21 protein-coding genes and 1 tRNA gene are annotated in these 25,679 nt (G+C 65.5%); 9 read left to right on the forward strand and 13 right to left on the reverse strand.

The genetic code is table 11. From position 1 onward, the window contains the following. Positions 1–58 precede the first annotated feature (58 nt). A tRNA-Gln gene (locus BLU67_RS06685) sits at positions 59–130 on the reverse strand. A 74-nt stretch (positions 131–204) separates the two neighbouring features. Between BLU67_RS06685 and BLU67_RS06690 the strand changes: the two genes are divergently transcribed. From BLU67_RS06690 to BLU67_RS12100, 6 genes are all read left to right on the forward strand, one after another. Further along, complete coding sequence (locus BLU67_RS06690) at positions 205–804, forward strand: TetR/AcrR family transcriptional regulator (RefSeq protein ID WP_092564159.1); 600 nt, start codon at positions 205–207, stop codon at positions 802–804. A 107-nt stretch (positions 805–911) separates the two neighbouring features. Then, on the forward strand, positions 912–1,865 hold the full coding sequence (locus tag BLU67_RS06695) for an ABC transporter ATP-binding protein (protein ID WP_092564008.1): 954 nt from the start codon (positions 912–914) through the stop codon (positions 1,863–1,865). Next, a complete protein-coding gene (locus BLU67_RS06700) occupies positions 1,862–3,070 on the forward strand; it encodes an ABC transporter permease (protein WP_092564011.1) in 1,209 nt (402 codons plus the stop codon). The genes BLU67_RS06695 and BLU67_RS06700 overlap by 4 nt, the downstream gene beginning before the upstream one ends. Before the next feature lie 118 nt (positions 3,071–3,188). Continuing rightward, a complete protein-coding gene (locus tag BLU67_RS06705) occupies positions 3,189–3,731 on the forward strand; it encodes a MarR family winged helix-turn-helix transcriptional regulator (RefSeq protein WP_092564014.1) in 543 nt (180 codons plus the stop codon). Between the two features lie 60 nt (positions 3,732–3,791). Continuing rightward, the gene (locus tag BLU67_RS12095; protein WP_143027361.1) at positions 3,792–4,481 is read left to right on the forward strand and encodes a DUF6318 family protein; all 690 of its coding nucleotides are present in this window, start codon (positions 3,792–3,794) and stop codon (positions 4,479–4,481) included. A gap of 46 nt (positions 4,482–4,527) precedes the next feature. Then, entirely contained in the window at positions 4,528–5,379 is an 852-nt protein-coding gene (locus BLU67_RS12100) for a hypothetical protein (protein WP_143027362.1), read from the forward strand. Here BLU67_RS12100 and BLU67_RS06715 read toward each other — a convergent pair. From BLU67_RS06715 to rsmI, 9 genes are all read right to left on the reverse strand, one after another. Beyond that, complete coding sequence (locus BLU67_RS06715; RefSeq protein ID WP_092564021.1) at positions 5,376–7,187, reverse strand: ABC-F family ATP-binding cassette domain-containing protein; 1,812 nt, start codon at positions 7,185–7,187, stop codon at positions 5,376–5,378. The two genes, BLU67_RS12100 and BLU67_RS06715, sit on opposite strands and share 4 nt — an antisense overlap. A 19-nt stretch (positions 7,188–7,206) precedes the next feature. Then, complete coding sequence (locus BLU67_RS06720) at positions 7,207–8,502, reverse strand: 4-(cytidine 5'-diphospho)-2-C-methyl-D-erythritol kinase (protein ID WP_092564024.1); 1,296 nt, start codon at positions 8,500–8,502, stop codon at positions 7,207–7,209. A 3-nt stretch (positions 8,503–8,505) separates the two neighbouring features. Further along, positions 8,506–9,660: a 16S rRNA (adenine(1518)-N(6)/adenine(1519)-N(6))-dimethyltransferase RsmA gene (gene rsmA / locus BLU67_RS12555; protein ID WP_261977058.1), complete on the reverse strand. Its 1,155-nt coding sequence runs from the start codon at positions 9,658–9,660 to the stop codon at positions 8,506–8,508. Between the two features lie 147 nt (positions 9,661–9,807). Next, the gene (locus BLU67_RS06730; RefSeq protein ID WP_176780722.1) at positions 9,808–11,076 is read right to left on the reverse strand and encodes a resuscitation-promoting factor; all 1,269 of its coding nucleotides are present in this window, start codon (positions 11,074–11,076) and stop codon (positions 9,808–9,810) included. 101 nt (positions 11,077–11,177) lie between these two features. Continuing rightward, the gene (locus BLU67_RS06735; RefSeq protein WP_092564030.1) at positions 11,178–12,287 is read right to left on the reverse strand and encodes an aggregation-promoting factor C-terminal-like domain-containing protein; all 1,110 of its coding nucleotides are present in this window, start codon (positions 12,285–12,287) and stop codon (positions 11,178–11,180) included. 130 nt (positions 12,288–12,417) lie between these two features. Then, a complete protein-coding gene (locus BLU67_RS06740) occupies positions 12,418–13,404 on the reverse strand; it encodes a TatD family hydrolase (RefSeq protein ID WP_092564032.1) in 987 nt (328 codons plus the stop codon). Between the two features lie 104 nt (positions 13,405–13,508). Continuing rightward, complete coding sequence (gene metG, locus BLU67_RS06745; protein ID WP_092564035.1) at positions 13,509–15,296, reverse strand: methionine--tRNA ligase; 1,788 nt, start codon at positions 15,294–15,296, stop codon at positions 13,509–13,511. 64 nt (positions 15,297–15,360) lie between these two features. Next, entirely contained in the window at positions 15,361–17,328 is a 1,968-nt protein-coding gene (locus tag BLU67_RS06750; protein ID WP_261977059.1) for an acyltransferase family protein, read from the reverse strand. 126 nt (positions 17,329–17,454) lie between these two features. Then, positions 17,455–18,351 (reverse strand): 16S rRNA (cytidine(1402)-2'-O)-methyltransferase, encoded by an 897-nt coding sequence (gene rsmI / locus BLU67_RS06755; protein ID WP_092564041.1) that lies wholly within the window; start codon positions 18,349–18,351, stop codon positions 17,455–17,457. 65 nt (positions 18,352–18,416) lie between these two features. Between rsmI and BLU67_RS06760 the strand changes: the two genes are divergently transcribed. Next, a complete protein-coding gene (locus tag BLU67_RS06760; protein ID WP_092564044.1) occupies positions 18,417–20,333 on the forward strand; it encodes a dolichyl-phosphate-mannose--protein mannosyltransferase in 1,917 nt (638 codons plus the stop codon). Between the two features lie 27 nt (positions 20,334–20,360). Here the strand turns inward: BLU67_RS06760 and BLU67_RS06765 are convergent, their stop codons facing one another. Beyond that, positions 20,361–21,629, reverse strand: coding sequence for an MFS transporter (locus BLU67_RS06765; RefSeq protein WP_092564047.1), 1,269 nt, complete (start codon positions 21,627–21,629; stop codon positions 20,361–20,363). Positions 21,630–22,033: 404 nt separating this feature from the next. Between BLU67_RS06765 and BLU67_RS06770 the strand changes: the two genes are divergently transcribed. Then, positions 22,034–23,230, forward strand: coding sequence for a DUF6882 domain-containing protein (locus BLU67_RS06770; protein WP_092564050.1), 1,197 nt, complete (start codon positions 22,034–22,036; stop codon positions 23,228–23,230). A 74-nt stretch (positions 23,231–23,304) separates the two neighbouring features. On the opposite strand, the gene BLU67_RS12255 is transcribed toward BLU67_RS06770, so the two are convergent. Next, positions 23,305–23,457, reverse strand: coding sequence for a hypothetical protein (locus BLU67_RS12255; RefSeq protein ID WP_176780723.1), 153 nt, complete (start codon positions 23,455–23,457; stop codon positions 23,305–23,307). Between the two features lie 151 nt (positions 23,458–23,608). Between BLU67_RS12255 and BLU67_RS06775 the strand changes: the two genes are divergently transcribed. Beyond that, positions 23,609–24,565, forward strand: coding sequence for a DNA topoisomerase IB (locus tag BLU67_RS06775; protein ID WP_092564053.1), 957 nt, complete (start codon positions 23,609–23,611; stop codon positions 24,563–24,565). Here BLU67_RS06775 and BLU67_RS06780 read toward each other — a convergent pair. Beyond that, positions 24,562–25,470, reverse strand: coding sequence for an EamA family transporter (locus BLU67_RS06780; protein WP_222842410.1), 909 nt, complete (start codon positions 25,468–25,470; stop codon positions 24,562–24,564). The two genes, BLU67_RS06775 and BLU67_RS06780, sit on opposite strands and share 4 nt — an antisense overlap. Positions 25,471–25,679 lie beyond the last annotated feature (209 nt).

Here is a 25,679-nt window from a genome sequence, read left to right on the forward strand (position 1 = left end):
ATTTCTCGCCCTATTTCCTCACCAGGTTACCGCCCGATTGCGCCCCCGGCAGGAAAAGCTCCGCCCCCAGGATTCGAACCCGGACTTCAAGGCACCAAAGGCCTGCGTGCTGCCATTACACAAGGGCGGAAAGAACCGTTTGCAGTCTACCTCAGGCATGATGGTGGTGTGGCAACCGAGAAAACCCCCGCACCCCGCGCCCGTATGACCGGCACCCAGCGCCGCGAACAGCTCATCACCGTGGGGCGCAAGCTCTTTGCCAAGCGGGGTTTTGACGGCACGAGCGTCGAGGAGCTCGCCGCCGCCGCCAAGGTTTCCAAGCCCGTCATCTACGAGCACTTTGGCGGAAAAGAAGGAATGTACGCCGTCATCGTCGACCGCGAAGTCCAAAAGCTCACCTCCGCCATTTCTGATTCCCTGTCCGACGGCGGCCATCCGCGCGCGATCGTCGAACGCACCTCCCTCGCCCTGCTGGAATACATTGAGACGAATTCCGACGGCTTCCGCATCCTCGTGCGCGACTCACCTGTGACCCAATCCACCGGGACGTTTTCCTCGCTTATTGGCGACGTCGCCGTCCAGGTCGAACACCTCCTCGCCGCCCAGTTCAAGGCCCGCGGCCTCAACCCCTCCATGGCCCCGCTGTACGCCCAAATGCTTGTCGGCATGATCGCCCTGACCGGCCAGTGGTGGCTCGAGGCCCGCAAACCCAAGCGCACCGACGTCGCCGCCCATCTCATCAACCTCGCCTGGAACGGACTGCAGGGCCTGGAAAAGGACCCGACGCTCAGCCACACGTCCTAACCGCCACCACGAGCCCGGCCGGGCCCTCCACTGTCCTACAAGTGTCCATCATTGACCCCGCAATGCGCTGTACTGTGTTGCCCGTACACCAAACGTAGGAGGGCCTGATGACAGATCTTGTCATCTCCGGACTGAAGAAGAAGTTCGGGACTCTGCAAGCACTCGACGATATGTCGTTCACCGTCCACGGTGGTGAGATCTTTGGTTTCGTCGGATCAAACGGCGCCGGCAAGAGCACCACGATGCGCATTGCGCTAGGAGTGCTATCTGCCGACGAGGGTGAAGTCACGCTCGGCGGCAAGCCGCTCGATCTGGCCGCGCGCCGCCGGGTTGGCTACATGCCGGAAGAGCGCGGGCTCTATCCGAAAATGAAGGTCGGCGAGCAGCTCATCTATTTGGCGCGACTTCATGGCCTCAGCCAGGAAGAAGCCAAGGACGCGATGGAGCGCTGGACTGATCGTCTGGGAATCGCGGCTCGACGAGATGACGATGTGCAAAAGCTTTCCCTGGGTAATCAGCAGCGTGTGCAGCTCGCTGCGGCGCTCGTCCACGATCCCGAAGTTCTGATCCTCGACGAACCGTTTTCAGGTCTAGACCCCGTTGCCGTCAACGTCATGAGCTCCGTCCTCGTTGAACGAGCTAAGGCCGGCGTTCCGGTCGTCTTCTCCTCCCACCAGCTCGACCTCGTGGAGCGGCTGTGCGACCGCGTCGGAATCGTTCGCAACGGTCAAATGATCGCCGAGGGAACGATCGACGAGCTTCGTTCGACCCCTCGCACCCTGATCGATGTCACCGTCGCCGACGATTCGACAGGTTCGTGGGCGCTGCCCCTCAAGTCCCACCCGAGCGTCGAGATCGAAGGGCAAGAAGGGTTTACGACGCGAGTCTCAATCCCGACGGGTGATGCAAGTGCTCGCTCGGCCGTCGTTGACGCAGCAGCTCGCACCGGCAACCTCACCCAGTTCAGAGATCACCACCGCAGCCTTGCTGAACTTTTCCAGAACGTGGTGGTTACTGAGGACCCAGCCGAATCTGATGACGCAAAGGAGGCAGCAAAATGAGCGACATCATGCTTGTAGCTGCTCGTGAGTTCAAAACGAACATGCTGAAGAAGTCCTCCATCATCGCCATGATCGTGGTGGCGGCCCTTATCGCCGTCGGTATGTTCGTCGTCAACTACTTCGCAACCAAGGACGACGACGCCCCGGCCTACACCGTCGGGGTTGCATCCGAAGTGCAACAAGTTGGGGATATCCTCAAGAGCGCCGGAGAACAATCAGGCCAAACGGTTGAGCTCAAAACTCTCGAGCGGGCGGAAGCCGAACAGCAAATCCGCGACGGCGACATCGACGGCTACCTCACGGGCAGCCCCGACGACATCGAGTTCCTCGTCGGAGATTCGCCACGGCTTGCATTGAACAGCATGGTCCAGGGCATCGCCGGGCAGCAGACACTAGCTACCGAGATCGCGAACCTCGGCGGGAATCCCGCTCAGGTGATGCAAAAGGTTGCGCAGTCCACTCCCACCATTACGAGCATCGATGGCACCGACTCGGAATCGAAGGGGAAGGCCCTCTTCGTTGCGATGATCGGTCTCTCGCTCGTAATGTTCGCCCTGATTTCTGGTGGTGCGATTCTGTCGATGGGCGTCGTTGAAGAGAAGACGAGCCGGGTGGTTGAGCTGTTGCTCGCCACGATTCGCCCGTCGCAGCTGCTTGCCGGAAAGGTCATCGGCATTGGAGCCACGATCCTTCTCCAGTTCCTTACATATATCGGTGTCTTCGCCGCTGTCGGCTACGTGACCGGGATGACGGACATCCTGCCCTCGTCTCCGATCCTGTTTGTCCTGCAGCTGTTGATGTGGACAATGTTCGGGTTCGTCCTGTACTCGGTGATCTGGGCGGCGCTGGCCTCAACGGTCTCGCGGCAGGAAGATGTTGGCGCGATTACGACGCCGATGACGTTCATCATTCTCGGCGGCTTCTACCTGGGAATGTTCCTGGTGCCCAACTCGCCGGATTCGTCCGCGACGTTTGCGTTGTCGCTCGTTCCGTTCTTCTCGCCATTCATGATGCCCGTCCGTATGGCGTTGGGCGCAGTTCCGATGTGGCAGATCCTCCTTGCGCTTGCGCTCCTCATCGCTGCGATCTTCGTGGTGCTGTGGCTCGGCGGGAAGATATACCAGCGCGCTGTGTTGCACACCGGCAGCCGGATGTCGCTGAAGGAAGCGTTGACCGGCCGAAACACTGTCCGTCGTAACGCATAGCCTGAGAGCTCCGCGCTAGGCGGCGAGAACGCCCCGCGAACAGACCTACCAGGGTTTGACGCGGGGCGTTTTCTACATCCCCTCCCGAGGTCTCTTGATATCGAGTAATCTCGAAGGCGTGAAACCTGCACGTCTCGATGAAGTTGATCGGATCGTCGCTGCCTGGAACAGGGAGCGGCCAGATCTCGATGTTGCTCCCCTGCAGGTATTTTCGCGAGTCTCCCGTCTCGCCCGGCTCCTGGACCTGGCCCGCAAGGAAGCGTTCGCCCAGCACAAACTGCTTGGCTGGGAATTCGATGTCCTATCTGCGCTTCGCCGCGCAGGCGAGCCCTACGAGCTGACGCCAGGAAAGCTCATTGCGAGCACACTCGTCACTTCCGGAACGATGACGAACCGCATCGACCGAATGGTCGACCACGGGCTCGTCACCCGCCTTGCTGATCCGCAGGATCGCCGGATGGTCCGCGTCAGACTTACCCCCGAAGGCCTGAGGCGTGTCGATTCCGCAATGGAAACCCTCGTGGAGTCCGAGTACACCGTCTTGGAAACCCTTTCTGCTGCTGATCGGGAGAGCCTGGCCTGCCTCCTGCGCGAGCTCCTACTTCCCTTCGACGGAAGTGATGAGATCGCGAGCAGCGATTCCACATCGGCGACGGCTTAGTTGTCCACAGTTTGAAGGAAATGGTTTCGCGATTGCGCCCATGTCGCTACTGTGAGCGTCATGACTTTAGTGCCGCGTTCCCTGGCTCGCACCGCTGCATTCGCGCTTGCTTCCGCTCTCGCGCTTTCTGCTTGCACTAGCCAGAACGAATCTGATCCGCCCGCATCCGGCTCATCAAACACGACGACGGACGCCGCGAGCCCGAGCCCAACCGAGTCCACTCCCGCACCTGGGCAGTGGACGCTCGATGACCTCACAGTTGGAGCGCAGGTCCCTAAGGAGGACCTCGAGCGCCTGTTCCCTGCGTGGGAAAAACCCACCCCGCCGGCAACACTCACCGAGGAAACCGAACAGGGCGCCAAAGACGCTGCCGTCTACTTCGAAGCAATGGCCGAATACGCCGTACAAACTGGGGATGCAGGAATTCTCAACGAAATTGATTCTGGTCTTTGTCAGAATTGTGATGACCTCCGCGATCTCGTTCAGAGAAACCAACACTTAAAGTTCTTCCGTTCGCAGCCCACGTATCGACCTGTCAGTTTGGCGGCAGACCCCGAGGGCTACGCTCTAGATGAAGTAGGGGTTCGAACTGAAGTAAGAAAGTCCATTGAGTTGGTAGCACCTGGAGGTGTTATCAAGAATGTAGAAACAGATACCACCGCAGACAGATTTGCCACAGTCGGATTCCAAGAATCACGATGGGTACCGGTCTACTTGAAACTGAGCGAAGGGCGCTGGGGGGATGAGTAGGACCGCATTGTTGGTAGCAACTCTGGTAACTACCCTCTGGCTTCCAGTGGCTCCCCAAGATGGCAAGAAAAACCACGGTTGCACTCTGATTTCAGATATGTCGGAGTGCCATCTCTCAATCACATCCCAGACCGCTGGTGATACCAAAGTTCGAGCGGCAATAGGAAAGAGACCAAGAGTCAAAGATAAGTCTAAAGGGTCGGCCATTGCACCAAGCTCCCGCGAGAATCAGCTGACGATCATTCCTGCAAAGTCGTGGATAGCGATCTGTCCAGACCCGCAGGATCCAACGCTGGAGGTCGAATGCTCCACGCTCCCTCCTGAGGCGGCCGCACCGGTGCGGATTGCGGCGCGACCGGTGGGGCAGGCAGCGGCGCCTCCGCGACCGTTGTCGATTGAGGAGTTTAAGGACTTCCCGGTGGCCAAGGGCGAGCTACTCATCCAGCCCGATCAGGGCCGCCACACCGTGAACATGCCGGTCATTGTCGCCACCACCGCACGTCAACACGTCGTATCCGGAGACCTGCTCGGCTTCGCATTCCATGTCCGCTTCACACCCGTCTCTCATACCTTCACTTATGACGATGGCAGTCCCCCGTATGTCACGGGGGATCCGAATACTCCGTATCCGAACCAGAGGTTTTGGCATGAGTGGTGGACGATCGGGGATAAGACGATCTCGGTGACCACCACGTGGTCGGGTGCCTACCAAGTGGCAGGCTCGGCGTGGGTTGAAGTGCCCGGCACCCTTGAGACCACGGTTTCTTCCGAACCGCAGCGTGTGGATGAGTACCATATTTTGCTCACCGATCCCGATAAAGCCACCGGCGGCAAACACCACGACACCGACTACGACTGGCTCAAAGGCACCCCACTAGACCCACACAATCAGCCCTAGCCAATCTCCTCGGTGAGTTCGAGCCAGCGATCTTCGAGCTCGGCAGTCTCGGCATCGAATGCGTTCAGGCGTCGCGTCAAGACCTGCAAGCCTTCGTAATCGCTTTGATCGTGTTCCGCCATTTCCTGGTGGACGCGCTCCACCTCGGTGCCAATCTTGGCAAGACGACGCTCGATTGAGGCAACCTCCTTTTGCGCTGCGTGGATCGCGGCGCCCGAGAGCGTCGTCGCAGCTGGGATGGAGCCGGCGCTCGGGCTAGCTGGGGATGCGGGGGCGCTGGCTCCGCCGCGCTGCTCGGCGCTACGGAGGCGAAGGTACTCCTCGACGCCGCCGGGCAGGTGGCGCAGGCGTCCGTCGAGAATCGCGTACTGCTGATCCGTCACGCGCTCCATCAGGTAGCGGTCGTGGGAGACGACGAGGAGCGTGCCCGGCCAGGAGTCCAGGAGGTCTTCCAGGGCCGCGAGCATATCGGCGTCGACATCGTTCGTGGGCTCGTCGAGGATGATGACGTTCGGTTCGGCGAGCAGCAGGAGCAGCAGCTGGAGGCGGCGCTTTTGCCCGCCGGAGAGTTCGCCGACGCGGGCTGAGAGGTGCTCGCGGGCGAAGCCGAGGCGCTCCAGGAGCTGGGCCGGGGTGAGGTCCTTGCCGTCGACGGTGAAGGACGCCTTGGTGCGGGCGAGGACTTCGCGCACGCGGTCGGTGGCGATGGCGGCGAGTTGCGAGAATTGCTGGTCGAGGTGGCCGATGCGTACCGTCGTTCCGGTGCGAATGCGCCCTGCGGTGGGGCTGAGGCTGCCGGCGATCAGGTTCAGCAGCGTTGTTTTGCCTGAGCCGTTAGCGCCGAGGATGCCGGTGCGCTCCCCCGGTGCGATGTGCCAGGTGACGTCGCGCAGCACGGGCGCGGCGGGCTTGGCGTCGAAGCTGAAGGACACGTCGTCGAGGTCGATCACGCGTTTGCCGAGGCGGGAGACGGCCAGGCTCTTGAGCTCGAGCGGGTTGCGGATGGGTGGGACGTCCTCGATGAGCTGATTGGCGGCGTCGATCCGGAATTTAGGTTTTGAAGTGCGGGCGGGCGCGCCGCGGCGCAGCCAGGCTAGTTCCTTGCGCAGCAGGTTTTGGCGTTTGGCTTCGGTGGCGGCCTTGATGCGGTCGCGCTCCACGCGCTGCAGCACGTAGGCCGCGTAGCCACCTTCGAAGGGCTCGACGATGCCGTCGTGCACCTCCCACGTCTCGGTGCAGACTTCGTCGAGGAACCAGCGGTCGTGGGTGATGACCAGCAGCGCGCCGGCGCCGGTGGGCCAGCGGCGCTTGAGGTGGCCGGCGAGCCAGGCGATGCCTTCGACGTCCAGGTGGTTCGTGGGTTCGTCCAGGGCGAGGACGTCATAGTCGCCGACCAGCAGGGCGGCCAGCGCCACGCGGCGGCGCTGACCGCCGGAAAGGTTGGCGACGGGGGCGTCGAAAGCAAGATCCGAGACGAGGCCCGCGAGGACGTCGCGGATGGCGGGATCGGCGGCCCATTCATGCTCGGGGGCGTCGCCGACGATGGCGGTGCGGACGGTGGCGCCCTCGGGTAGGGGGTCCGCCTGGGTGAGGTGGCCGACGCGGATGCCGCCGCGCCGGGTGACGCGCCCGCCGTGGGGTTCGAGGGCGCCCGTCAGCATGTTGAGGAGGGAGGATTTGCCGTCGCCGTTGCGTCCGACGATGCCGATGCGATCGCCTTCTTCGACGCCGAGGGTGACGTCGTTGAAAACGGTGCGGGTCGGGTAATCGAGGTGCAGAGACTCGCCGACGATCAAAGGGATAGCCACGTGAGGCTATGTTACGCGGTTACGAGTCCTTATCCGGGGTGATGTTCGCGTCGTCGCTGGCGGTGGCGGTGCTCGCGTCGTCGTCGGGATCCTCGATCACTCGCAGCAGCGGGCGAACGCCGGGGCGGGAGGAGGGGTGGCGCGAGATGGATTCGTCCAGGTCCTCGCTGGTGGGCTCATCGAACAGCGTGGGGAGGTCCTCGGTGGGCGGCAGCGGGCCGTCCACGTCGATCGAATCGTCGAAGTCGTAGTCGTCGATTGTGTCGTAGGCATTCGGATCGTAGGCGTTCGGATCGTAGGCGTTCGCGTCGTCGTCGATTGGATCGTGAACGGTTGGATCGTCGTGGTTCGGGCCGTCGCCGTTCGGATGGTCCTTGCCGAACGGGGAGTTGGACGCGGCGCGCCGCGAGGTGCGCACGAGCTCGATGCCGGGGACGGGGCCGTAGGCGACGAAGGCGTCGGCGACGTGGGGCCAGGTGGCGAGGCGTTCGGCGAGGACCTGGCCGCGTTCGAAGGAGTCGACTTGAGCGATGAGGGTCGGCCCGGAGCCGGAGACCATGACCGTGAGCGAGTTATTGCAGAAAAACTCGATGACGTGGCGGGCGCCGCGGTGCAGGTTGAGCGCGGGCGTCATGAGGTCGTTGCGGAAGGCGTAGGCGACGAGTGCCGTATCGCCCTGGGCAAGGGCGTGCAGCAGCGTCGGGGAGACCTCGGGCGCGGCCTGCGGGGTGGGGTTCAGTGCGTCGAATTCGCGGAAAACTGCCGGGGTGGAGAGGCCGTCGATCATCGTCGCGATGAGATAGCAGTGTTGGCCGCGCGCGAGGACGGGGCTGAGGACTTCGCCGCGGCCGTAGCCGATCGCGGTGCCGCCCATGAGGCAGAAGGGCACATCGGAGCCGAGCTCGGCGGCGATATCCATGAGGGCGTGGGGGGCGAGGGGTTTGCGCCACAGCTCGTTGAGGGCGACGAGGGTGCCGGCTGCGTCCGCGCTGCCGCCGGCCATGCCGCCCGCGACGGGGATGTGCTTGTCGATGCTCAGGTGGACGCCACGCTCGCGTAGGTCGACGTTGGCGCGCTCGGCGATGAGGCGGGCGGCCTGCACGGCGAGGTTGCGATCGTCGGTGGGTAGGTCCTCCCCCAGGTGGGACATCGTGAGGCTGATGCCGGCCGGAGCGGCGGACGCGGTGATGGTGTCGTAGACGCCGATGGCTTGGAAGACGGTGGCTAGATCGTGGAAGCCGTCGGGACGCTTGGGACCGACGGCAAGGAACAAATTAACCTTGCCGGGGGCGCGCACAGTGACGGACTCTGCCATGGTTTACATCGTGCCATCTTCTGGCGCTGCGCTCGCGTCGAGTTCGTTTTTCGCGCGGGCGATGGCGATGAAATCGGTGATGCGTAGTTGTTCGCCGCGGGTTTTTGGGTCGATTTCGGCGCGAGTCAGGATGGCTTCCGCGGTGGCGGGGCTGCCCGCCCAGGAGGCGAGCGCGGCGCGCAGGGTTTTGCGGCGTTGGGCGAAGGCCGCGTCGATGACGCGAAAGATCTCCTCGCGCGCGGGCGGGCGCGCGAGTGCGGGCGCGGGCGCGGGTGCGGGCGCAGGCTGGCTCGAGTTGTATTCCTTTTCGGCCGCCTTGTGCGCTTTGCTGTGGGGTTTGAGGAACCCGTCGGCCGTCGCGAAAATCGGCACCGGGCCCGAGCCGGTCGTGATGCCGGGGGCAGGCTCATCGGCTGTGATGTCACGGGCAGGCTCGTCGGTCGTGATGCCGGGGGCATGCTCGTCGGGAATGAGCGGGACGGTGTGGCGGTCGATGCGCACGATGGCGGAGTCGACGTTCGGCACGGGCCAAAAGACGGTGCGGCCGATGGTGCGCGTGCGGCGGGCGGTGCCGTAGAACTGCGTTTTGACGGAGGGGACGCCGTAGATGCGGGAGCCGGGTTCGGCGGCAATGCGGTCGGCGACTTCGGCTTGGACCATGATGACGACGGTTGTCAGGCTCGGCAGGGCCGCGAGCAGCGTCAAGAGGATGGGGACCGCGACGTTATAGGGCAGGTTCGCGACGAGCGCGGTGGGGGTGAAGGGGCTCGCCGGGGGCTCGGCGCTCGCGAAGGATTCTGGGACGGCGAGGTCGCTCGCGTCGGCGATGGTGAGGGCGTCGCGGCAGGTGACGGCGAAGTTCGCGGCGGCCTCGGGTGCGAAGGTGGCGATGGTCTCCGGGAGGGCGCCGGCGAGGATCGGGTCGATTTCGACGGCCGAGACGCGGGCCCCGGTTTCTAGCAGCGCGAGTGTGAGCGAGCCGAGGCCGGGGCCGATTTCTAGGACGTTATCGCCGGGGGCGATGCCCGCGCTCGCGGCAATCGCGCGCACGGTTCCGGCGTCGTGCACGAAGTTTTGGCCCAGCTGCTTGGTGGGGCGGATGTTCAGGCGCTCGGCAAGGGCGCGGATGTCCGGGGGCGTCAGGAGGCGAACGGTCACGCCTTCAGCCTAGCGGGCGAACCGGGGCTCGCTGCCATGCGGCTGACCGCTTGCTAGATACGACTCACCGGCCGGACAGAACGGATGGATCTGTCCGGCCGGTGCGGCGCTGGTTGTGCTGAGGTGGAGGGTCAGCGCAGGCAGGGTTTAGCGCAGGCCGAGCTTGGCGGAGCAGGCCGGCCACTGGCCCCAGCCCGCACGCTGCTGCAGGATCTGGGCGCGCTTGGTCTGCTCGGCAGGCGAGGCCTGGCTCGGCAGGCCGGATCCGCCCACGGAGCGCCACGTCGCTACCGAGAACTGGTAGAGGCCGTGGTAGGTGCCCGAGGCCGAGACCGCGCGGGGGTTGCCGCCGGATTCGCACTGGGCGAGGCGGGCCCACACGCCGGAGGTCGGGGCGGCGCCCCCGGTCGAGCCAGCGGAGCTGGAGCCGCCGGAGCTGGCGGCCGTCGAACGCTTCGCGGGGGCGGCCTTGGCCGGCGCGGGCTTCGGCGCGGGACGCTTCTTCGTTCCGATCGCGACGACCTTGGCCGTCGGCTCGGTGCGCTGCTCGTCCTTCAGCTTGGCGCTCGTTTCCTTACCGTTGACGCTCACGGTTTCGTAGATGCGCGTGATGACGCCCGCCTTGCCAGCAGTGACGACCTTGGACTCGCCGACGAACAGATCACCGGACTTCTGTTCCGTCGTAGCAAACGGCAGGTCTTCGGTTTCGGTGCGCTCGCCCAGCTCGACGCGGTCGATCGTCACGATGACGGTGTTGTTGTCCGCGGGCGTGATCTTAACGTCGTCGTGCTCGCCGAGCTTGACCTCGGCCTTGAGAAGCAGACCCTCGAGGGTGGTTTCGCCCTCCACGTCGATCTCGCGCTCTTCGCCGGCGACGATGAGCTTGACCTTGCCGTCGGTGATGAGCGGCAGGCTGAGTTCCTGGCGCTCGGTGGAACGGGAGGCGGCGACGATGGAGGCGGAGCGGCCGGAGGCGGCGAGCTCAGCCAGGGCGCCGGCGGTGTCATCGGCCGTCGTCCAGATCGTGTGCGTCGCGCCGTCGATCATGACTTCGATGGGCTTGGCGGTGCGCACGACGATGGTAGCGCCTTCGGTGAGGGCAGCGTTCGGATCGGGGCTGACGATGTCATGCTCGCCGAGGGTCACGCCCTGCTTGGCGAGGACGCCCTGCACGGAGCCGGCGAACGTCGAGACCTGCTCGACCTGGCCGTCGACGTCGAGCGCGACGGACTTGTGGGCGTGGGCCACGCCAGCGCCGGAGGCCACGAGGGCCGGGACGGCGATCGCGGCGACGATGGCGGCGCGCTTGCGCCAGCTCGGCTTGGTCGCCGGGGTGTTCGTGTCGGTCGTTTCGGCGTCGGCTGCGGGGGCAGCGTCGGCGTCAACCTGGCTGTTTTCGGAGGGAAATTCAGTCACAAGCGTCGACCGTAATCGCATTGTTACCTGGACGTCCAGTGCCCGTGCGGTACTTCACATGTCACCGAACAGGGGCTGCGGGCTGTTTTTCGCCCGATTTGTTAGTACCAGCCGCGGGCGTAGGAGTGATTCAGCGCGGCGCACGGCGAGCCGTAGCGTCCCTGGATGTAGGTCAGGCCCCAGCGGATCTGCGTGGCCGGATTGGTGCGCCAATCCGCGCCGGCGGTGGCCATCTTGTGGCCCGGCAGCGCCTGCGGGATGCCGTAGGCGCCCGAGGAGGGGTTGCGCGCGAGGTGGTTCCAGCCCGACTCGCGGTGCCACAGCGTCGACAGGCAGGACATCTGGTCCCCGCCCCAGCCGTAGGAGCCGAGCATGCCGCGAGCGATGTCCTGCGCGCTGCCCGCGGGCACGGGCGCGGCCGGCGGCGCAGCGGGGGCCGGCTGGCGGCTCGTCGTCGATCCGGACTCGCGCGGGGCGGCGGCAACGACGGGCTGCGGCTTCGGTTTTTCCTTGGTGCCGACAAGGACGACGCGGTCCTGCTTTTCCTGCACGACGACGGTGGCGAGCGCGGTGCGACCCGTTTCTTCGCCCTCGTTCAGCTCAACGCGGTAGGTGGTGCGGGTGATGCCGTTTTGGCCCTCGGATTCGACCTTCGTCTCACCCTTGAAGAGGTTCGGATCCTGCTTTTCGATCGTCTCGAACTCGGTGACGTCTTCGTCGGAGGCCATGCCCGAGTTGCCGCGGGTGATGACGACGTCCATGCCCTCGGCGGCGGTCTGCGACAGCGGGATGTTGACGGTGTCGAACATGCCGACGACGATGCCGGCGTCGGCGAGGGCTTCGGCAAGGGAGAGGGCAGGGACGTTGTGCGTCGCGGTTTCGCCGTCGGCGGTGACGGTGATGTCGACGCGCTCGATGGCGTCCAGGGACAGGCGCTCCAGATCGCGGGACGCGGCGATGGCATCGCGGCCGTCGACGACGGCGGCCGAGGAGGGTGCTGCGGCGGGTTCCTCGGTAGTGAACAGGCCCGTCTGGGTCGCGGCGAAGGCGCCGGAGCCGGCAATGAGGGTGGCGGCGGAGGCGACCGTGAGGACCTTGCGGCGGAAGGTGGCTGCGGCCGGGTGGTGGCCGGTGGCGCGGAACTGATAGGACCGTTCCTTCAGGCGCGCGGCGAGGGTGGGCTTGGCAGCGTGGCGGCCGGATTTAGTCAAGACTTCATCCTTTGTGGAGGGTTTCCTGGCGGCAGCGCGGGGGCACCGTCGCAGTCACGATTTCCACTGTACGACGCTCGCGCGGCGCCCACAAGAGACGTGTTCCACCAAAACTGGGAGGTTTCAAGGCTTAGGCCGGGATGGCGTAGACGTCGCGGGTGGTGGCAAGGATGCGGGCGGCGAGGTCTGCCGCGGGCAGGCCGCGAACCTCGGCCATGCGCTGAAGCGTGAGACCGGCGAGGAAAGCGGCGTTCGGGCGGCCGCGGAACGGCGCGGGCGTGAGGTAGGGCGCGTCGGTTTCCACGAGCAGGAGGGCCTCGTCGGCGGCGGCCACGGCGGCTCGTAGCTCGTCGTTCGCGGGATAGGTGACGGGGCCGGCGAAGGACATGTACCAGCCGTGGCGATTGCAGATGGCCGCGAGTTCGGCGTCGCCGGAAAAGCAGTGGAAGATGGTGCGCTCGGGGGCGCCTTCGGCGAGCAGGACGTCGACGACGTCGCGGTGGGCGTCGCGGTCGTGGATCTGCATGGGCAGGCCGAGCTCCTTGGCGAGCGCGATGTGGGCGGCGAAGGCCTCGCGCTGGGCGGGGCGGCCGGCTTCGCCGGTGCGGAAGTAATCCAGGCCGGTTTCGCCGATGGCGACGACGCGACCGGGGTGGGTGCGGGCGACGCGCTCGACCAGGGCGAGGGTTTCCTCGGGGGTGAGGGCGTGGAAGTCCTTGACGTGCGGGGTGAGGCCGTCCGGGCTCTTGTCGCGGTAGCCGGCGTGGACGGCTGCCTCGTTGGGGTGAATCGCGACGGCCCAGTAGACGGCTGCTTCCTCGCGCGCGGGCGCGGGCGTGCGCGCGGGCGCGCGCGAGGCGTCGGTGGCCGATGCGGCGTCGGCGGTGAGTTCGGCGTCGGCCGCGCGGATGTCCGCCACGTCGCAGGCAGAGGAGATGACCGCGACGACGCCGGCCTCGTAAGCGCGAGCGAGCTGTTCGGCGCGCGGCATCGCAAAGCCCATCGAGTCCCGCGGGATCTCACGCTCCGACATCGGCAGGTGCGTGTGATTATCGATCAGCTCGAAACCGTAGGGCTCCTCGAGCGTTGGCCACAGGCGCGGCTTTTTCTTCGACATCGTTACTCCTATCGACATTGCCGGACTAGTCGACGTTGCCGGGCTGGTGGGACCCAGTGTCTTTCGCTACGGGCCGCTAGTTGCGGACTGCTAACTGGGACCTGCTAGTTGGAGGCGCGGCTCAGTTCCTCGTCGATGATGGCGTCGTCGAGCTTAGTGAAGATCGGCGTCGGCTTGGCAATCGGCGCGCCGATCGTCACCGGGCGCGGACCCCAGGCCGGAACCTGGGTGTAGTCGCCCGTGATGATCGGATAGTCCGGTCCCCCGTCGAGGTCACTCACCTCTTCGATGCGTGGCAGGGGCGCGACGTTGCCGTCGCCACCGATCGCGGCGTCGACCTCATTGGCGGCATGCGGCAGGAACGGGCTCAGCATGATGTTGAGGTCCGAGACCGCCTGGGCCAGGGTGTGCAGGATCGTGGCGAGGCGCTCGCGCTCCTCGGGGGCCTTGAGTTTGAAGGGCTGGGTGTCCGCGACGTACTTGTTGGCTTCGCCCACGAGCTTCATGATCTCGGCGATGGCGGCCTTTTGGTGGTGGTGGCGGATGAGGTCCCCGACGCGCGTAAAGCCGTCGGCGATCTGGTTGACGAGGGCAGTATCGACCTCGGTCAGCTCGCCGGGGCTAGGGATTTCGCCGAAGTTCTTCGCGATCATGGCGGCGGTGCGGTTGACGAGATTGCCCCAGCCGGCGACGAGTTCGGTGTTGGTGCGGCGCACGAATTCGGCCCAGGTGAAATCGGCGTCCTGGGTTTCGGGGCCCGCGGCCGAGATGAAGTAGCGCAGCGCGTCCGGCTGGTAGCGCGAAAGCATGTCGCGAACATAGATGACGATCCCGCGCGAGGAGGCGAACTTTTTGCCCTCCATCGTGAGGAATTCGCTGGAGACGACCTCCGTCGGCAGATTCAGGCACCCGAGATCGCCGGGGCTGCCGCCGCGCTCGCCCTCGCCGTTGTAGCCGAGGAGTTCGGCGGGCCAAATCTGGCTGTGGAACGTGATGTTGTCCTTGCCCATGAAGTAATAGGACAGCGCGTCCTCATCGTTCCACCAGCGGCGCCAGGCCTCCGGATCGCCGGAGCGGCGCGCCCACTCGATGGACGCCGACAAGTAGCCGACGACCGCGTCGAACCAGACGTACAGGCGCTTGGTTTTTTGGTCCTCCCAGCCGGGTACAGGGATGCCCCAGTCGATGTCGCGCGTCATGGCGCGGGGGCGGATGTCCTCGAGGATGTTTTGGGAGAACTTGATGACGTTGGGGCGCCAGGTGCCGGAGGCTTCGCGCTCGTCGAGCCAGGTGGACAGTGCGCCCGCGAGCGCCGGCAGATCGAGGAAGTAATGGTCGGTTTCGACGAAGGCAGGCGTCTCGCCGTTGATGCGCGAAACCGGGTTGATGAGGTCGGTCGGATCGAGCTGGTTGCCGCAGTTATCACACTGATCGCCGCGGGCGCCGGCTGCGCCGCAGATGGGGCAGGTGCCTTCGATGTAGCGATCGGGCAGGGTGCGGCCCGTCGACGGGGAGATTGCGCCGTGGGTGGTTTCCACGCTCATGTAGCCGTTGTCCCGCACCTGGGAGAACATGGCGCGCACGACCTCGTAATGGTTGACCGTCGTCGTGCGAGTGAACAAGTCATAGGACAGGCCGAGCTGGACGAGGTCCTCGACGATGATGCGGTTGTTTTTGTCTGCGAGTTCGCGGGCGGTGACGCCGGCGGCGTCCGCGGCGACGAGGATGGGGGTGCCGTGCTCGTCGGTACCGGAGACCATGAGGACGTCCTCGCCGGCCATTCGCATGTACCGGCTGAAGACATCGGAGGGGATTCCAAAACCTGCGACATGGCCGATGTGGCGGGGGCCGTTGGCATAGGGCCACGCGACGGCGGATAGCACTGCACTCATGGCTTTAAGCCTACCTGCGGCGCGTTGTCCGGGCTAAATACGCCCGGCGTGAGCTTGGCAGCGGTTAATGGCCATCGAGAGAGGTTGCTGCCTCGTTGATGGCGCTATGCAGGGTCTTGACATACAGGTCAATACCGGCCTTGCGAGGGTGGGTCTGGTCCGAGGCGAGCAGGTCCTGGTGGTCGGCGGCGACAGTGTGCCAGTTCGCGACAAAGACGCGGTCTGGATGCTGCCTTGCGGCGTTATCGATCGCGGCGTTCGCGTCGATCACCCACCGGGCCTTCGGGCGGGAGTAACCATTGACCAGCACCAGACGGCGATCCGCGCCGATGGCATGTAGCACCCCCTCGATCTGATCGTCGCGAATCGTGCCGTTTGTAGCGAGCCCAACGATAACGACATCGCCGAGGGAGTCAGCGGCCAACTGCCGGGAGATGAGATGATCGATGCTCGGCATCGCGCGCGAGACCTCCGCGTCGACGAGGGCTTTGGGCCAACGTGCGGTAATCGCGGGAGAGGCAGCAAGCATGACGGAGTCACCGATGAAGGAAAGCGAGACATTTCCGGTCTTGTCCTCATCCGTCGCGGGCGGTTTCTTATCCGACGGTGGAGGCGACGGTTCAGTGGGTTTAGGACTTGCTGTACCTTGCGGGGCCGCACCGTTTCTGCGGGCATCATTGTGTTGATCCAGCTGGGCGCGCGCAGCATCGATCTGCATTTGCAGCGTGGTTTTGGTCGGCGCGACGGCCAACCCCACGGACGCTAAGACGACAGCGGCGGCAGTTACCGTTGTCATGGCGAGCGTGACGATCCGTCTACCCACGCTGAGGTGACGGAAAGTCATCGTCGAGCTATCTCCTCGCAGCCGGTGCGGGCCGCGCCGGAAGGAAGCGACGACGATCGCTCCCCAGGCCCGCAGGGTTGCGATAATGCCCGCTCGGCGCATCGGGTCTTCTACATAGCGCAGTGAAATCTCTGCTAGCGCGAGTGACAGCGCGGCGACGCAGGCGCCCACGAGATAGGGAGAGGCTGATGGCCACTGATAGTTCGCGAGCACGAGCAATGGCCAATGCCACAGATATAAGCCATAACTGCGTGTACCGATCCAGACCAGAACCGGATGCTCCAGGATCGCGCACAGACCGCGCGCCATTGCCGAAGCCACGGTGACGTCGGGCATGACCGCGCGGATGATGATTGCGCTCGCGAGCGAAGCGACAGGCAACCCCCAGATATACAAGCCGCGGTCGTCGTCGTAGATCTGCGTACCGATCGCGGCAAGGACAGCGACGGCGAGCCAACCTGCGGGCCCCCATAGGCCAACGAGGCGCACGAGACGTGGCGAGCTGGGACGAGGCGCCCGCCCAGAGATAATCATCGCGAGGATTGCACCGATCATGAGGCCGAACAAGTGCGTGTCGGTGCCATAGTAGGCGCGCGAGAGATTCGTGCCGGAGATGATCGCCATGCTGGTCGCCGAAGCGATCGCGAGCAGTCCGGGCACGATGGCTCGGCCTCGCCAGCGTACGATGACCAGCAGGACCAGGGGCCAGACAATGTAGAACTGCTGCTCGATGGCGAGCGACCACACATTGGTCAGCAGCAGGGGGTCACTCGCGGCGAAATAGTCACTGCCCGTCGCGATCTGCGCCCAGTTGTAGGTGTAGGTCAGCGCGGTGATCGTCTGCAGTCGTGCCTTGACCAGCGCATCGCCACCGACGAGGGCCGCGAGTGCTACGCACACCAGCACCATGAAGGCGAGCGCCGGGAAAAGCCGCCGAAGGCGACGCAGCCAGAACGCCTTCAGCTCAATCCGGGAGTTCCGCTCGTACTCGTTGATGAGTAGGCGGGTAATGAGGTAACCGGAGATTACGAAGAAAACGTCAACTCCAATAAGGCCCGCGGGAGCAGCACCTGGAATGAGGTGGTAGACCAAGACGATGGCTGCGGCTAGCGCGCGCATCCCATCCAATCCGGGGTAGCGGACTGAGGGACGCGATGAGCGGACTGGACTGGTTGAGGACGTCGACACACATACACTCCAGCAGGATTCGGGCCCGAGACCTAGTAACCACGGGATGATTTACCCATTCGAAACTAATTCCTCGGTGGGACGCCACGGGACGGACCGATATACCGCGAGGTGACGGCGCTGGCGTCAGGAATCAGCGACGGCCAAGTTGAAGAGTTCTCTCGCGTTGATGCCTTCACGGGTCGCGACGTGACGCGCCGCGATCTTCATTCTCAGCCCTAGTTCCGCCAGTCGGCGCACCTCTGCAACGAATCGGGGATCGGGCTCGGCTGGTTCGTCTCCGAGCGGTCCGGGGGACGTACTGCCGGGATCCCCAACTCCGGGTGCGCTGGAGCACGGCGCAATCACGATGACGATCTCGCCACGCACGCCCTGGCGCGCCCACTGCTCGAGCTCGATCAGGCTACCGCGGCGTACCTCTTCGTGTATCTTCGTCAACTCGCGGGCGATAGCCGCCTCACGTTCTGGTCCGCATGCAGCGGCGAGCTCCGCCAGCGTCGCGGCCAGCCGGTGCGGGGATTCAAAAATGATCGATGTGCGCGGCTCGGCCGCGAGGCGAGTGAGCGCGGCTGCCCGGCGGCGACCCTTACGCGGCAGAAAGCCGTCGAAACAAAACGAGTCCGTCGCGATTCCTGACAGCGCAAGCGCCGTGACGACAGCGGATGGACCCGGCAACACCGTGAGCGGGATATCGCGTTCATGTGCCCGCGCGGCGAGGCGGAAGCCCGGATCGGAAATCGTCGGCATCCCCGCATCGCTCACGACCAGGACGGCCTGACCAGCGGCCGCAAGATCGAGCAGTTCATCCGCCCGCGCCTCCTCGTTGTGATCGTGAAAAGCAATGATGCGGCCGGATAGCGTTACGCCGAGGCCAGCAGCGAGCTGGCGGACTCGCCGCGTATCCTCGGCCGCGATGACATCGGCCTGGCCGAGGGCGGCGACGAGCCGATGCGAAGCGTCAGCAAGATTACCGATGGGAGTCGCGGCCAGGGTGAGGCCAGCACTCAGCTGCGGCGTTCGCATTGGTCGGCCTCCAGTTGGTAACGGATCTGTCGTTGTTTCATCGTCTCAGACATAGACTGCGATGTGTGAATGAGGATCCCACACGCGAAGCCGAGAGCGAGCACAGCCACTCCTCCTATGACGAAATTGGTGTGGCCGTCGGCGACGGTAAGCCAGTGCCAAGCAAATCCCAAGTGGCGAGCACTGCGATGGCGACCGCGACGCACATCGCGCTCGATAAGCTCTCCACCGTTCGCGCGCGGGAGGCCTTCCTGCGAGATCGGCTCCGCCTGCCGCATCCCACGCCCACTCCCCCGATGCTGTGGTTCGGGCTCGCCGTCGTCACCATATTTGCCGCCGTTGCGCGGCTCTGGCGGCTCGGGCACCCGACGTCGCTCGTCTTCGATGAAACTTATTACGTCAAGGACGCCTACTCGCTGCTGCATCAGGGTTATGCGGGCACGTGGAACGAGAATCCGAACGACGCGTTTGCCGCCGGAGATACCTCCTACCTGCAAGAAAAGGCTGCCTTCGTCGTCCATCCCGACGTCGGCAAATGGCTGATTGCGATCGGGATCCGGCTCTTTGGGGTGGACTCCTCCTTCGGGTGGCGCATCACCGTCGCGATTGCCGGCATTATCTCGGTGTGGCTCATCGGGCGGATTGCGGCCCGGTTGTTCCGCTCGACGACGGTGGCGATCACCGCCGCGGCGCTGCTCGCCATGGATGGCATTCACATCGTCGAGACGCGCATCGCGCTGCTCGACGGCTTCCTCATGCTCTTTGCGCTCTTCGGGTTCTGGGCGCTGCTGCGCGATCGCGATGATTCGCGGGCGCGGCTCGCCAGGCGGATCGCCGAGGAACCCTCGCGGCTCAATGACCCGTGGGGTCCGGCGCTGTGGTGGCGGCCGTGGCTCGTCGTCGCCGGCGTGTTCCTCGGACTCGCGACGGGCGTGAAATGGTCCGGGCTGTACATGCTTGCGGCCGCGGGCCTGGCGGCGCTCGCGTGGGATATCGCGGCGCGGCGGGCCGTCGGGGCGCGATTGTGGATCGGCGCCGGTGTGTTTCGCGGCGGGCTACCGGCCTTCGTCAACCTCGTGCCGGTTGCGGGGCTCGTGTATCTCGCGTCGTGGTTTTCCTGGTTTGCCTCCTCGTCGGGCTACTACCGGACGTGGGCACAGGGGCTGCGCGATGGCGGCAATGACGTGCCGCGCGGCTGGCTACCGGATGTGCTGAACAACCTGTGGGAGTACCACGCGGCGATGTACCGCTTCCACGTCTCGCTGCACTCCGATCACACCTATCAGTCCAACCCGTTCGGGTGGCTGATCCAGCTGCGGCCGACGTCATTTTTCTGGGAGACGAGCCCGGGGGCTAATTGCGGGCTGAGCTCGGGCGAGTGCGCGCAGGCGATTACGGCACTCGGCAACCCCGCGATTTGGTGGCCGGCCGCGCTCGGGTTGCTCGTGGTGTTGTGGGCCGCGATCGCGCGTCGGGATTGGCGAGCGTGGGCGATTCTCGTCGGGTATTTCGGGCTGTACGTGCCGTGGTTGATCTTCTCCGATCGCACGATCTTCACCTTCTACACGATCGCCTTCGTGCCGTTCGTGTGCCTCACGTGGGTCTTCGCGCTCGGCTATCTCACCGGGCACGTGCGACATTTGCCGCCGCTGCCCTATGCGCGCGAGGACGGCACGATCGTGCAGCCGTGGGCGCCCGGCGTCATCACGCCGAGCTACGCGATTCCCGAGCTCGCGGGCCCCGTCGTGCTGGAGGAGATCGAGCGCGAGGAGGCCGCCGAAATCGATGGGATCGCGCCCGGTGAGCGGCCCTATGACGAGCCGCTGCCACGGCGATTGACGCGCTCGGCCCGAATCACCTGGGGCGTTGCCGTCGGCATCGTCGGCCTCGTGTTCGTCTTCTTCTACCCCATCTGGACGGCGATGGAAGTGCCGAAGTGGTTCTGGCGCGCGCACATGTGGCTCGGCTCGATGTGGATCTAGCCGCTGTGGCAGGGGCGGGCTGGCGACCTAACTGAGCTCGGAGCGGCGGCGGACGAGCTGAGCCGCGACGATGTGCGCGACAATGACGGCGAGGAGCGCGCCCGTGACGGTGACGGCATAGGCGGGCGTGTAGCCGCCGATGACCTCGCCGTTGATGGTGGCGGTGCGCCCCCAGTCGGCGAGGCGGCCGGCCGTCGAAGATCCGACGGCATAGCCCAGTCCCGTCACTGAGGCGAGCATCGTCATGACGACGCCGAGGCGCGTCGGGGGCGTGACCGTTTCGACGACCGAGAAGTTCGTGATCATGAGCGGGGCGATGCCAAAGCCCATGATGGCTAGGACGAGCGTCAGCCAGCCGAGCGAGTGGACGAATAGCAGCGGGATCGACAGCACGAGCAGCGAGATGGAAAACACGCGGACTCGGCGGTCGAAGGTATAGGTGGCGGGGATCGCCGCGATTGTGATGCCGGCGACGACGGAACCGATGCCGAGCACGCCGTGCAGCAGCCCGGCCATGCCGTCCTGTCCGGCGGCGCGCGCGAGGACCGTCGTGCCGGTTTGGACCGATCCAAACATTGTGCCGACGAGGAATTGGCTCGCCATCATGAGGGCGGCAATCGTCGTGATGGCGCTGCCGATGCGCAGGGCGTGCGTGCGCGAGCCGGCCACGAGGCGTGAGGTCGGGTGCAGCCCGAACCAGGTGCCGAAGACGATGACGAGGACGGCGGCCGTCGTGACGGCGAACTGCGCGTTGATGATGGCGGTGAGGATGCCGACCGTCGCGGGGCCAAGGACGAAGCTCGCTTCGTCTCCGGCGCCCTCCCAGGAGAACGCGGTGTTGAGGCGCTCGCGGTTGGGGCCGGACTCGTCGGAGACGAGTTCGCGCCAGCGGATGCGCGCGAGGGTGCCGATCTGGGGCAGGAAGAAGCCGGCGGCCGCGGCGGCGAGCGCGAGGATCGGCCAGGAAAGGCTCGCGTTCGTGAGGAACACGAGGGCGAGCAGGCCGAGGCCGGAGACGATCGACTGGACGATGACGACGGGCTTTTGGCCGATGCGGTCGGTCAGGCCGCCAGCGATCGGGGAGCCGATGGCGTTAGCGACGGCGAGGGCGCCGGCACACGTGCCGCCGGCGGTGTAGGAATCTGTGGCCGCGGTGACCATGAGCAGCGTCCCCATTTGTGCCATGGCGAGCGGGACGCGACCAATGAAGGCGACGACAATAAACACCCACCCGGATAGGGCGAACAGATCACGGTAGGCCGCGGCCAGCGAGCGAGCCTGGGCACGCGCTGACATAGCGGAGACCTCCAACGTGGTGAGTGCGGGCAACGGCCCGCAAGAGCCGTCCAATCATGCCGCGCGGGCGCGCCCGGATGCAAGCGGATGTGAGGAACAAACTGCCAGGTGGCTCCCCTGGCGCTTTCAGGTTCCTTTCAGGTAGGCCCGTCATTGTTATAGACATCAGGCCAGATGAGACATGGCATTGGCCTGAATCGCATGGATAGGCCGTCTGACTGAGGGGAAAGACGACCGGGACGCGATTCCGCTTCACTCCGCGGATCCCGTCCAGACTGGTGAATGACGCCCCGACCTGCCTCCCTGGGTCGGGGCGTCAGCCATGTTCGGCGATCGCTGCGGCGCGGCGCGGATCCCGCCGCGGGTGCGCTGCACGCTGGGGCCGGCAGCTCTAGACTTCAGATATGGCTTATGAACTATCGGAGCTCGTCAATCGCGCGGCGTTCATGTCCACCGAGGCGCAGATCGTCTTGGAGGATCTCGTCGAGGATCTGCCGTGGCAGGCAGAGCTCGGCTCGGACAATCCGAGCCTGACGTGGGGCGAGGGCGATGATGCCATCGTGACGCGTCCCTCCCTGCTCGGCACGGTTGCTGTCCAGGAGATGACGTGGCACTGGGCGTGGGACAACATCAACGGGTTTCCTGCGGCCGTCGTGCGGCGGGCCGAAGAAGTTAAGGCGCGCGCGGATGGCACGCACGCGCTGACCGAGGTCGAACTGCCGATTGAGGCCAACCGGAACTTGCCGCTGGAGCTGACGCTCGCGGCGAAGGCCCTGACGGGCGTGTGGACGCACTATGCAGCCTCAGCGGGCCCCGGCACGGACGTGTGGTTCCTGCTGGAAAGCCCGAAGCTGGAGCTCGGTGAGCCCTCGGTGGCGTGCATCGGGCGAGTGATCGCGCAGGCGCTGATGTCGATCACGGTCTCCGATCATCGGGCGGCCCTGCTGGAGTACGCCAAGCTGCGCGGGATCTCGCACCGCGAGGGCGAAGATACCGTGACGCTGCTGGCGGCCGATGGTAGCGCGACCGTCGTGTTTTCTGCGGGGCGGATCGTCAACATTGAAGCGACGAGCCGCACCGACGACGAGGCGGAGCCGGCACGCGAGGTGCCGCCGATGGCGAGCGCCGTCGACGACGCACCCGCGGTTTCCGAACCTGTCGCGCCGCATGTTCCCGCTGAGACGGAGGTACCTGCCGAGACGGAGGGGCCTGTCGAGCCGAAGAGGCCCGTCGAGGCGAGCGAGGATCGCGCGGCGGAGGTCTCCGGACTGGAGGTCGCGCCCGAGGAGCAGGTGGCTGAGGAGCGTAAGAACGTGGAGGTCGTCGGAGCCGAGGTCTTTGAGGAGGATGCCGAGGTTGCCGAGTCGGCGGCGCCGGCGGATTCCTCGCTCGAGCGTTGCCCGGAGGAGGAACGAGTGGCCGAGGCGCAATCGCACGCCGCGCGCGAGGCAGACCGCCAGGACGTCGAAGAGCCTGCCGAGCGCCTGGCGCCCGAAGCGCCCGTGCGCGAGGAGCCGGTCCGCGAGGATCGGGTGCGCGAAGAGGAGGACAAGCCCGAAAAGAAGAAGGGCTTCTTCTCCCGCCTCTTTGGTGGTCGCTAGGGAGTAACTGCTGCCAGGAGACACGACAGCGCGCCGGGATTTTCCCGGCGCGCTGTTGTCGTCTTCAGCGAGGATTAGCCGCGGAAGATGCGGGCGGCCGCCTGCCGTGCACGATCCTTCGTGCGCTTCGTCTTCAGCGAAGACGGAGCCTCGCGAGTCGCGCTGTAGGCGGGGTGGCCCGTCGGCTTCAATGTGTTGAACAGGAATTCGTTCACTTTCTTGATCACGTGTGCCCTCCTTACAGCCTGTGGTCGAACTTTGTGCCGTATATCTTAACATCAAGATATTGCCGCATCAATGACTGGCGGCGGCATGTCGTACGTTGGGCGCGCGCATCGCGCCGCGCGCTGTCATGCTGGCGTCTATGGAGCAACGCGCATGACGGTTCGACGGGTTGAGCAGGGCTCAGGCGGCTTCACGCGCCGTCGCGCCGGCAAGGGATTCACCTATTGGGGCGCCAACGGCAAGCGCGTGACCAACGACAAGCAGCTGCAGCGGATCAAAGACCTCGTCATTCCCCCGGCCTGGGACGACGTGTGGATTGCCGCGAGCGCCGATGACCATATCCAGGCGACCGGTGTCGACGATGCGGGCCGGCTCCAATACATCTACCACCCCGAGTGGCGCGCCCAGCAAGACGATGAAAAGTTCATCCGATCCCTCGCCTTCGCCGAGGCACTGCCCTCGGTGCGACGCCGCGTGACGAAGGATTTGAAAGGCAGCGATGAGCGTGCCCGGGCGCTCGCTGCGGCCGTGCGGATGATCGACACGATGGGGCTGCGAGTCGGCGGCAGCCAGTACGCGAAAGAGAATGAGTCCTTTGGCGCCTCGACCTTGCAGCGCCGCCACGTCGAGGTGACCAAGTCGATCGTGCATCTGACGTTTCGGGGTAAGTCGGGCGGCGAGTGGGATGTGCGGGTGAAGGATGCGGCCCTCGCGGAGTTCTTTGACTCGCGGCCCAAGACTCCGCGCTCGGCTCTGGCGGTGTGTTGGCCGGAGCAGCAGGGCCGGCGCCGGACCTGGCACGGGGTGAGCGCGGCGGACATCAACGCCTATTTGGCGGAGGCCTCGGGCGGGCATTTCACGGCGAAGGATTTTCGCACCTGGCAGGGCACCGTCGTCGCGGCGCAGGCCCTGTCGCGCGCGGCCAAGGCCGGCGATACCTCCCCCGAGGCCGTGACGGCGGCGATCAAGACGACGGCCGAGTGGCTGCACAATACGCCGGCGATCGCGCGCGATTCCTATATCAACCCGCGGGTGATCGAGCTGTTCGAAAAGGGCACGGTCATCTCCGGTAAGGCGACGGACGCGAAGGTGCGTGCGCTGCTGACCTAGGCTTCGTCGCTCTCCGGCCACGCGATGGGCGTGGGCGACACATCGCGGGCGGCGAAGCGCTGCGAGCCGATTCCGGCGGCGACGACGAGCACGATGCCAAGGACCTGGATGGGCAGCGGCACTTGGGCTAAGACGATCGCGCCGATGATGATGCTCATGGCGGGCTCGAGCGCCATGAGCGTTCCGAAGGCTGCGGGGGCCATGGCGCGCAGCGCGACGATTTCGAACGCGAGCGGGATGACCGGCATGAGGAGTGCGAGCCCGAGCGCCGTCGCGATGACCGGAACCGACAGGTGAGGGATCGCCTCGGGTAGCCCGATCGGTGCGTAGGCGATGGCCGCAATGGGGATCGTGTAGGCGAGGGCGCTGATGCCGGAGAAGCGGTCGCCGGCGCGCTGGGTGAGGATGATGTAAAATGCCCACGCGGTGCCCGAGCCGAGGGCAAACAGGATGCCGATGAGGTCGACGTCGCCGATCCAGGGCCGGGTCAGCAGCACGACGCCGATCATGGCGAGGGCGGGATAGGCAAGGGCGCGCCGCGATGTGCTCGTGACGGCGGCAAGGACGAGCGGGCCGAGGAATTCCAGGGCGACGGCGGTGCCGAGCGGGATGCGCTGGATCGCGACGAAAAAGAGGAAGGTCAGCGAGCCCGTCGTGACGCCGAGGGCGGTGACGAGGCCGGCGTCGCGAAGGGTGAGGCCGCGGATCTTCGGGCGAGCGATGAGCAGGATGAGGACGGCCCCGGCGGCGACGCGCAGCCAGGCGGCGCCGCGCGGACCGACGTCCTCGATCAATCCGACGGCGAAGGCGCCCGAGAGTTGGACGGAGAGCATCGCGAGGACAGCAAGGAGCCAGGGCGGCACTGCGGCTGCCCTGGCTCGCTGCTTTTCGCGCCAAAGACTCACGTTGCAAGGCTATGCCCGCGCGCGAGTGGAGCAAAAAAGTTCATAGCGGGCGGCCGTATGAATCGCCCCACCCCACAGCGCGGACATGGGCGAGCGCCCCGACCCAGGGAGGAGGATCGGGGCGCTCTCACCAGTTAAGGACGGATCCCCGGAGTGGAGTGGGATCTCGTCCTGGTCGTCTTTCCCCTCAGTCAGACGGCCTATCCATG

Source organism: Bowdeniella nasicola (assembly GCF_900107735.1).
In the GTDB taxonomy this organism is placed as follows: Bacteria; Actinomycetota; Actinomycetes; order Actinomycetales; family Actinomycetaceae; genus Bowdeniella; species Bowdeniella massiliensis.

What these genes read in the sequence shown, in the direction of transcription:
- BLU67_RS06690 (WP_092564159.1), top strand. Translation starts at nt 205, where the DNA reads ATGACCGGCACCCAGCGCCGCGAACAGCTCATCACCGTGGGGCGCAAG.
- BLU67_RS06695 (WP_092564008.1), top strand. Translation starts at nt 912, where the DNA reads ATGACAGATCTTGTCATCTCCGGACTGAAGAAGAAGTTCGGGACTCTG.
- BLU67_RS06700 (WP_092564011.1), top strand. Translation starts at nt 1,862, where the DNA reads ATGAGCGACATCATGCTTGTAGCTGCTCGTGAGTTCAAAACGAACATG.
- BLU67_RS12095 (WP_143027361.1), top strand. Translation starts at nt 3,792, where the DNA reads ATGACTTTAGTGCCGCGTTCCCTGGCTCGCACCGCTGCATTCGCGCTT.
- BLU67_RS06720 (WP_092564024.1), bottom strand. Translation starts at nt 8,502, where the DNA reads ATGGCAGAGTCCGTCACTGTGCGCGCCCCCGGCAAGGTTAATTTGTTC.
- BLU67_RS06740 (WP_092564032.1), bottom strand. Translation starts at nt 13,404, where the DNA reads ATGTCGAAGAAAAAGCCGCGCCTGTGGCCAACGCTCGAGGAGCCCTAC.
- metG (WP_092564035.1), bottom strand. Translation starts at nt 15,296, where the DNA reads ATGAGTGCAGTGCTATCCGCCGTCGCGTGGCCCTATGCCAACGGCCCC.
- rsmI (WP_092564041.1), bottom strand. Translation starts at nt 18,351, where the DNA reads ATGCGAACGCCGCAGCTGAGTGCTGGCCTCACCCTGGCCGCGACTCCC.
- BLU67_RS06765 (WP_092564047.1), bottom strand. Translation starts at nt 21,629, where the DNA reads ATGTCAGCGCGTGCCCAGGCTCGCTCGCTGGCCGCGGCCTACCGTGAT.
- BLU67_RS06770 (WP_092564050.1), top strand. Translation starts at nt 22,034, where the DNA reads ATGGCTTATGAACTATCGGAGCTCGTCAATCGCGCGGCGTTCATGTCC.
- BLU67_RS06775 (WP_092564053.1), top strand. Translation starts at nt 23,609, where the DNA reads ATGACGGTTCGACGGGTTGAGCAGGGCTCAGGCGGCTTCACGCGCCGT.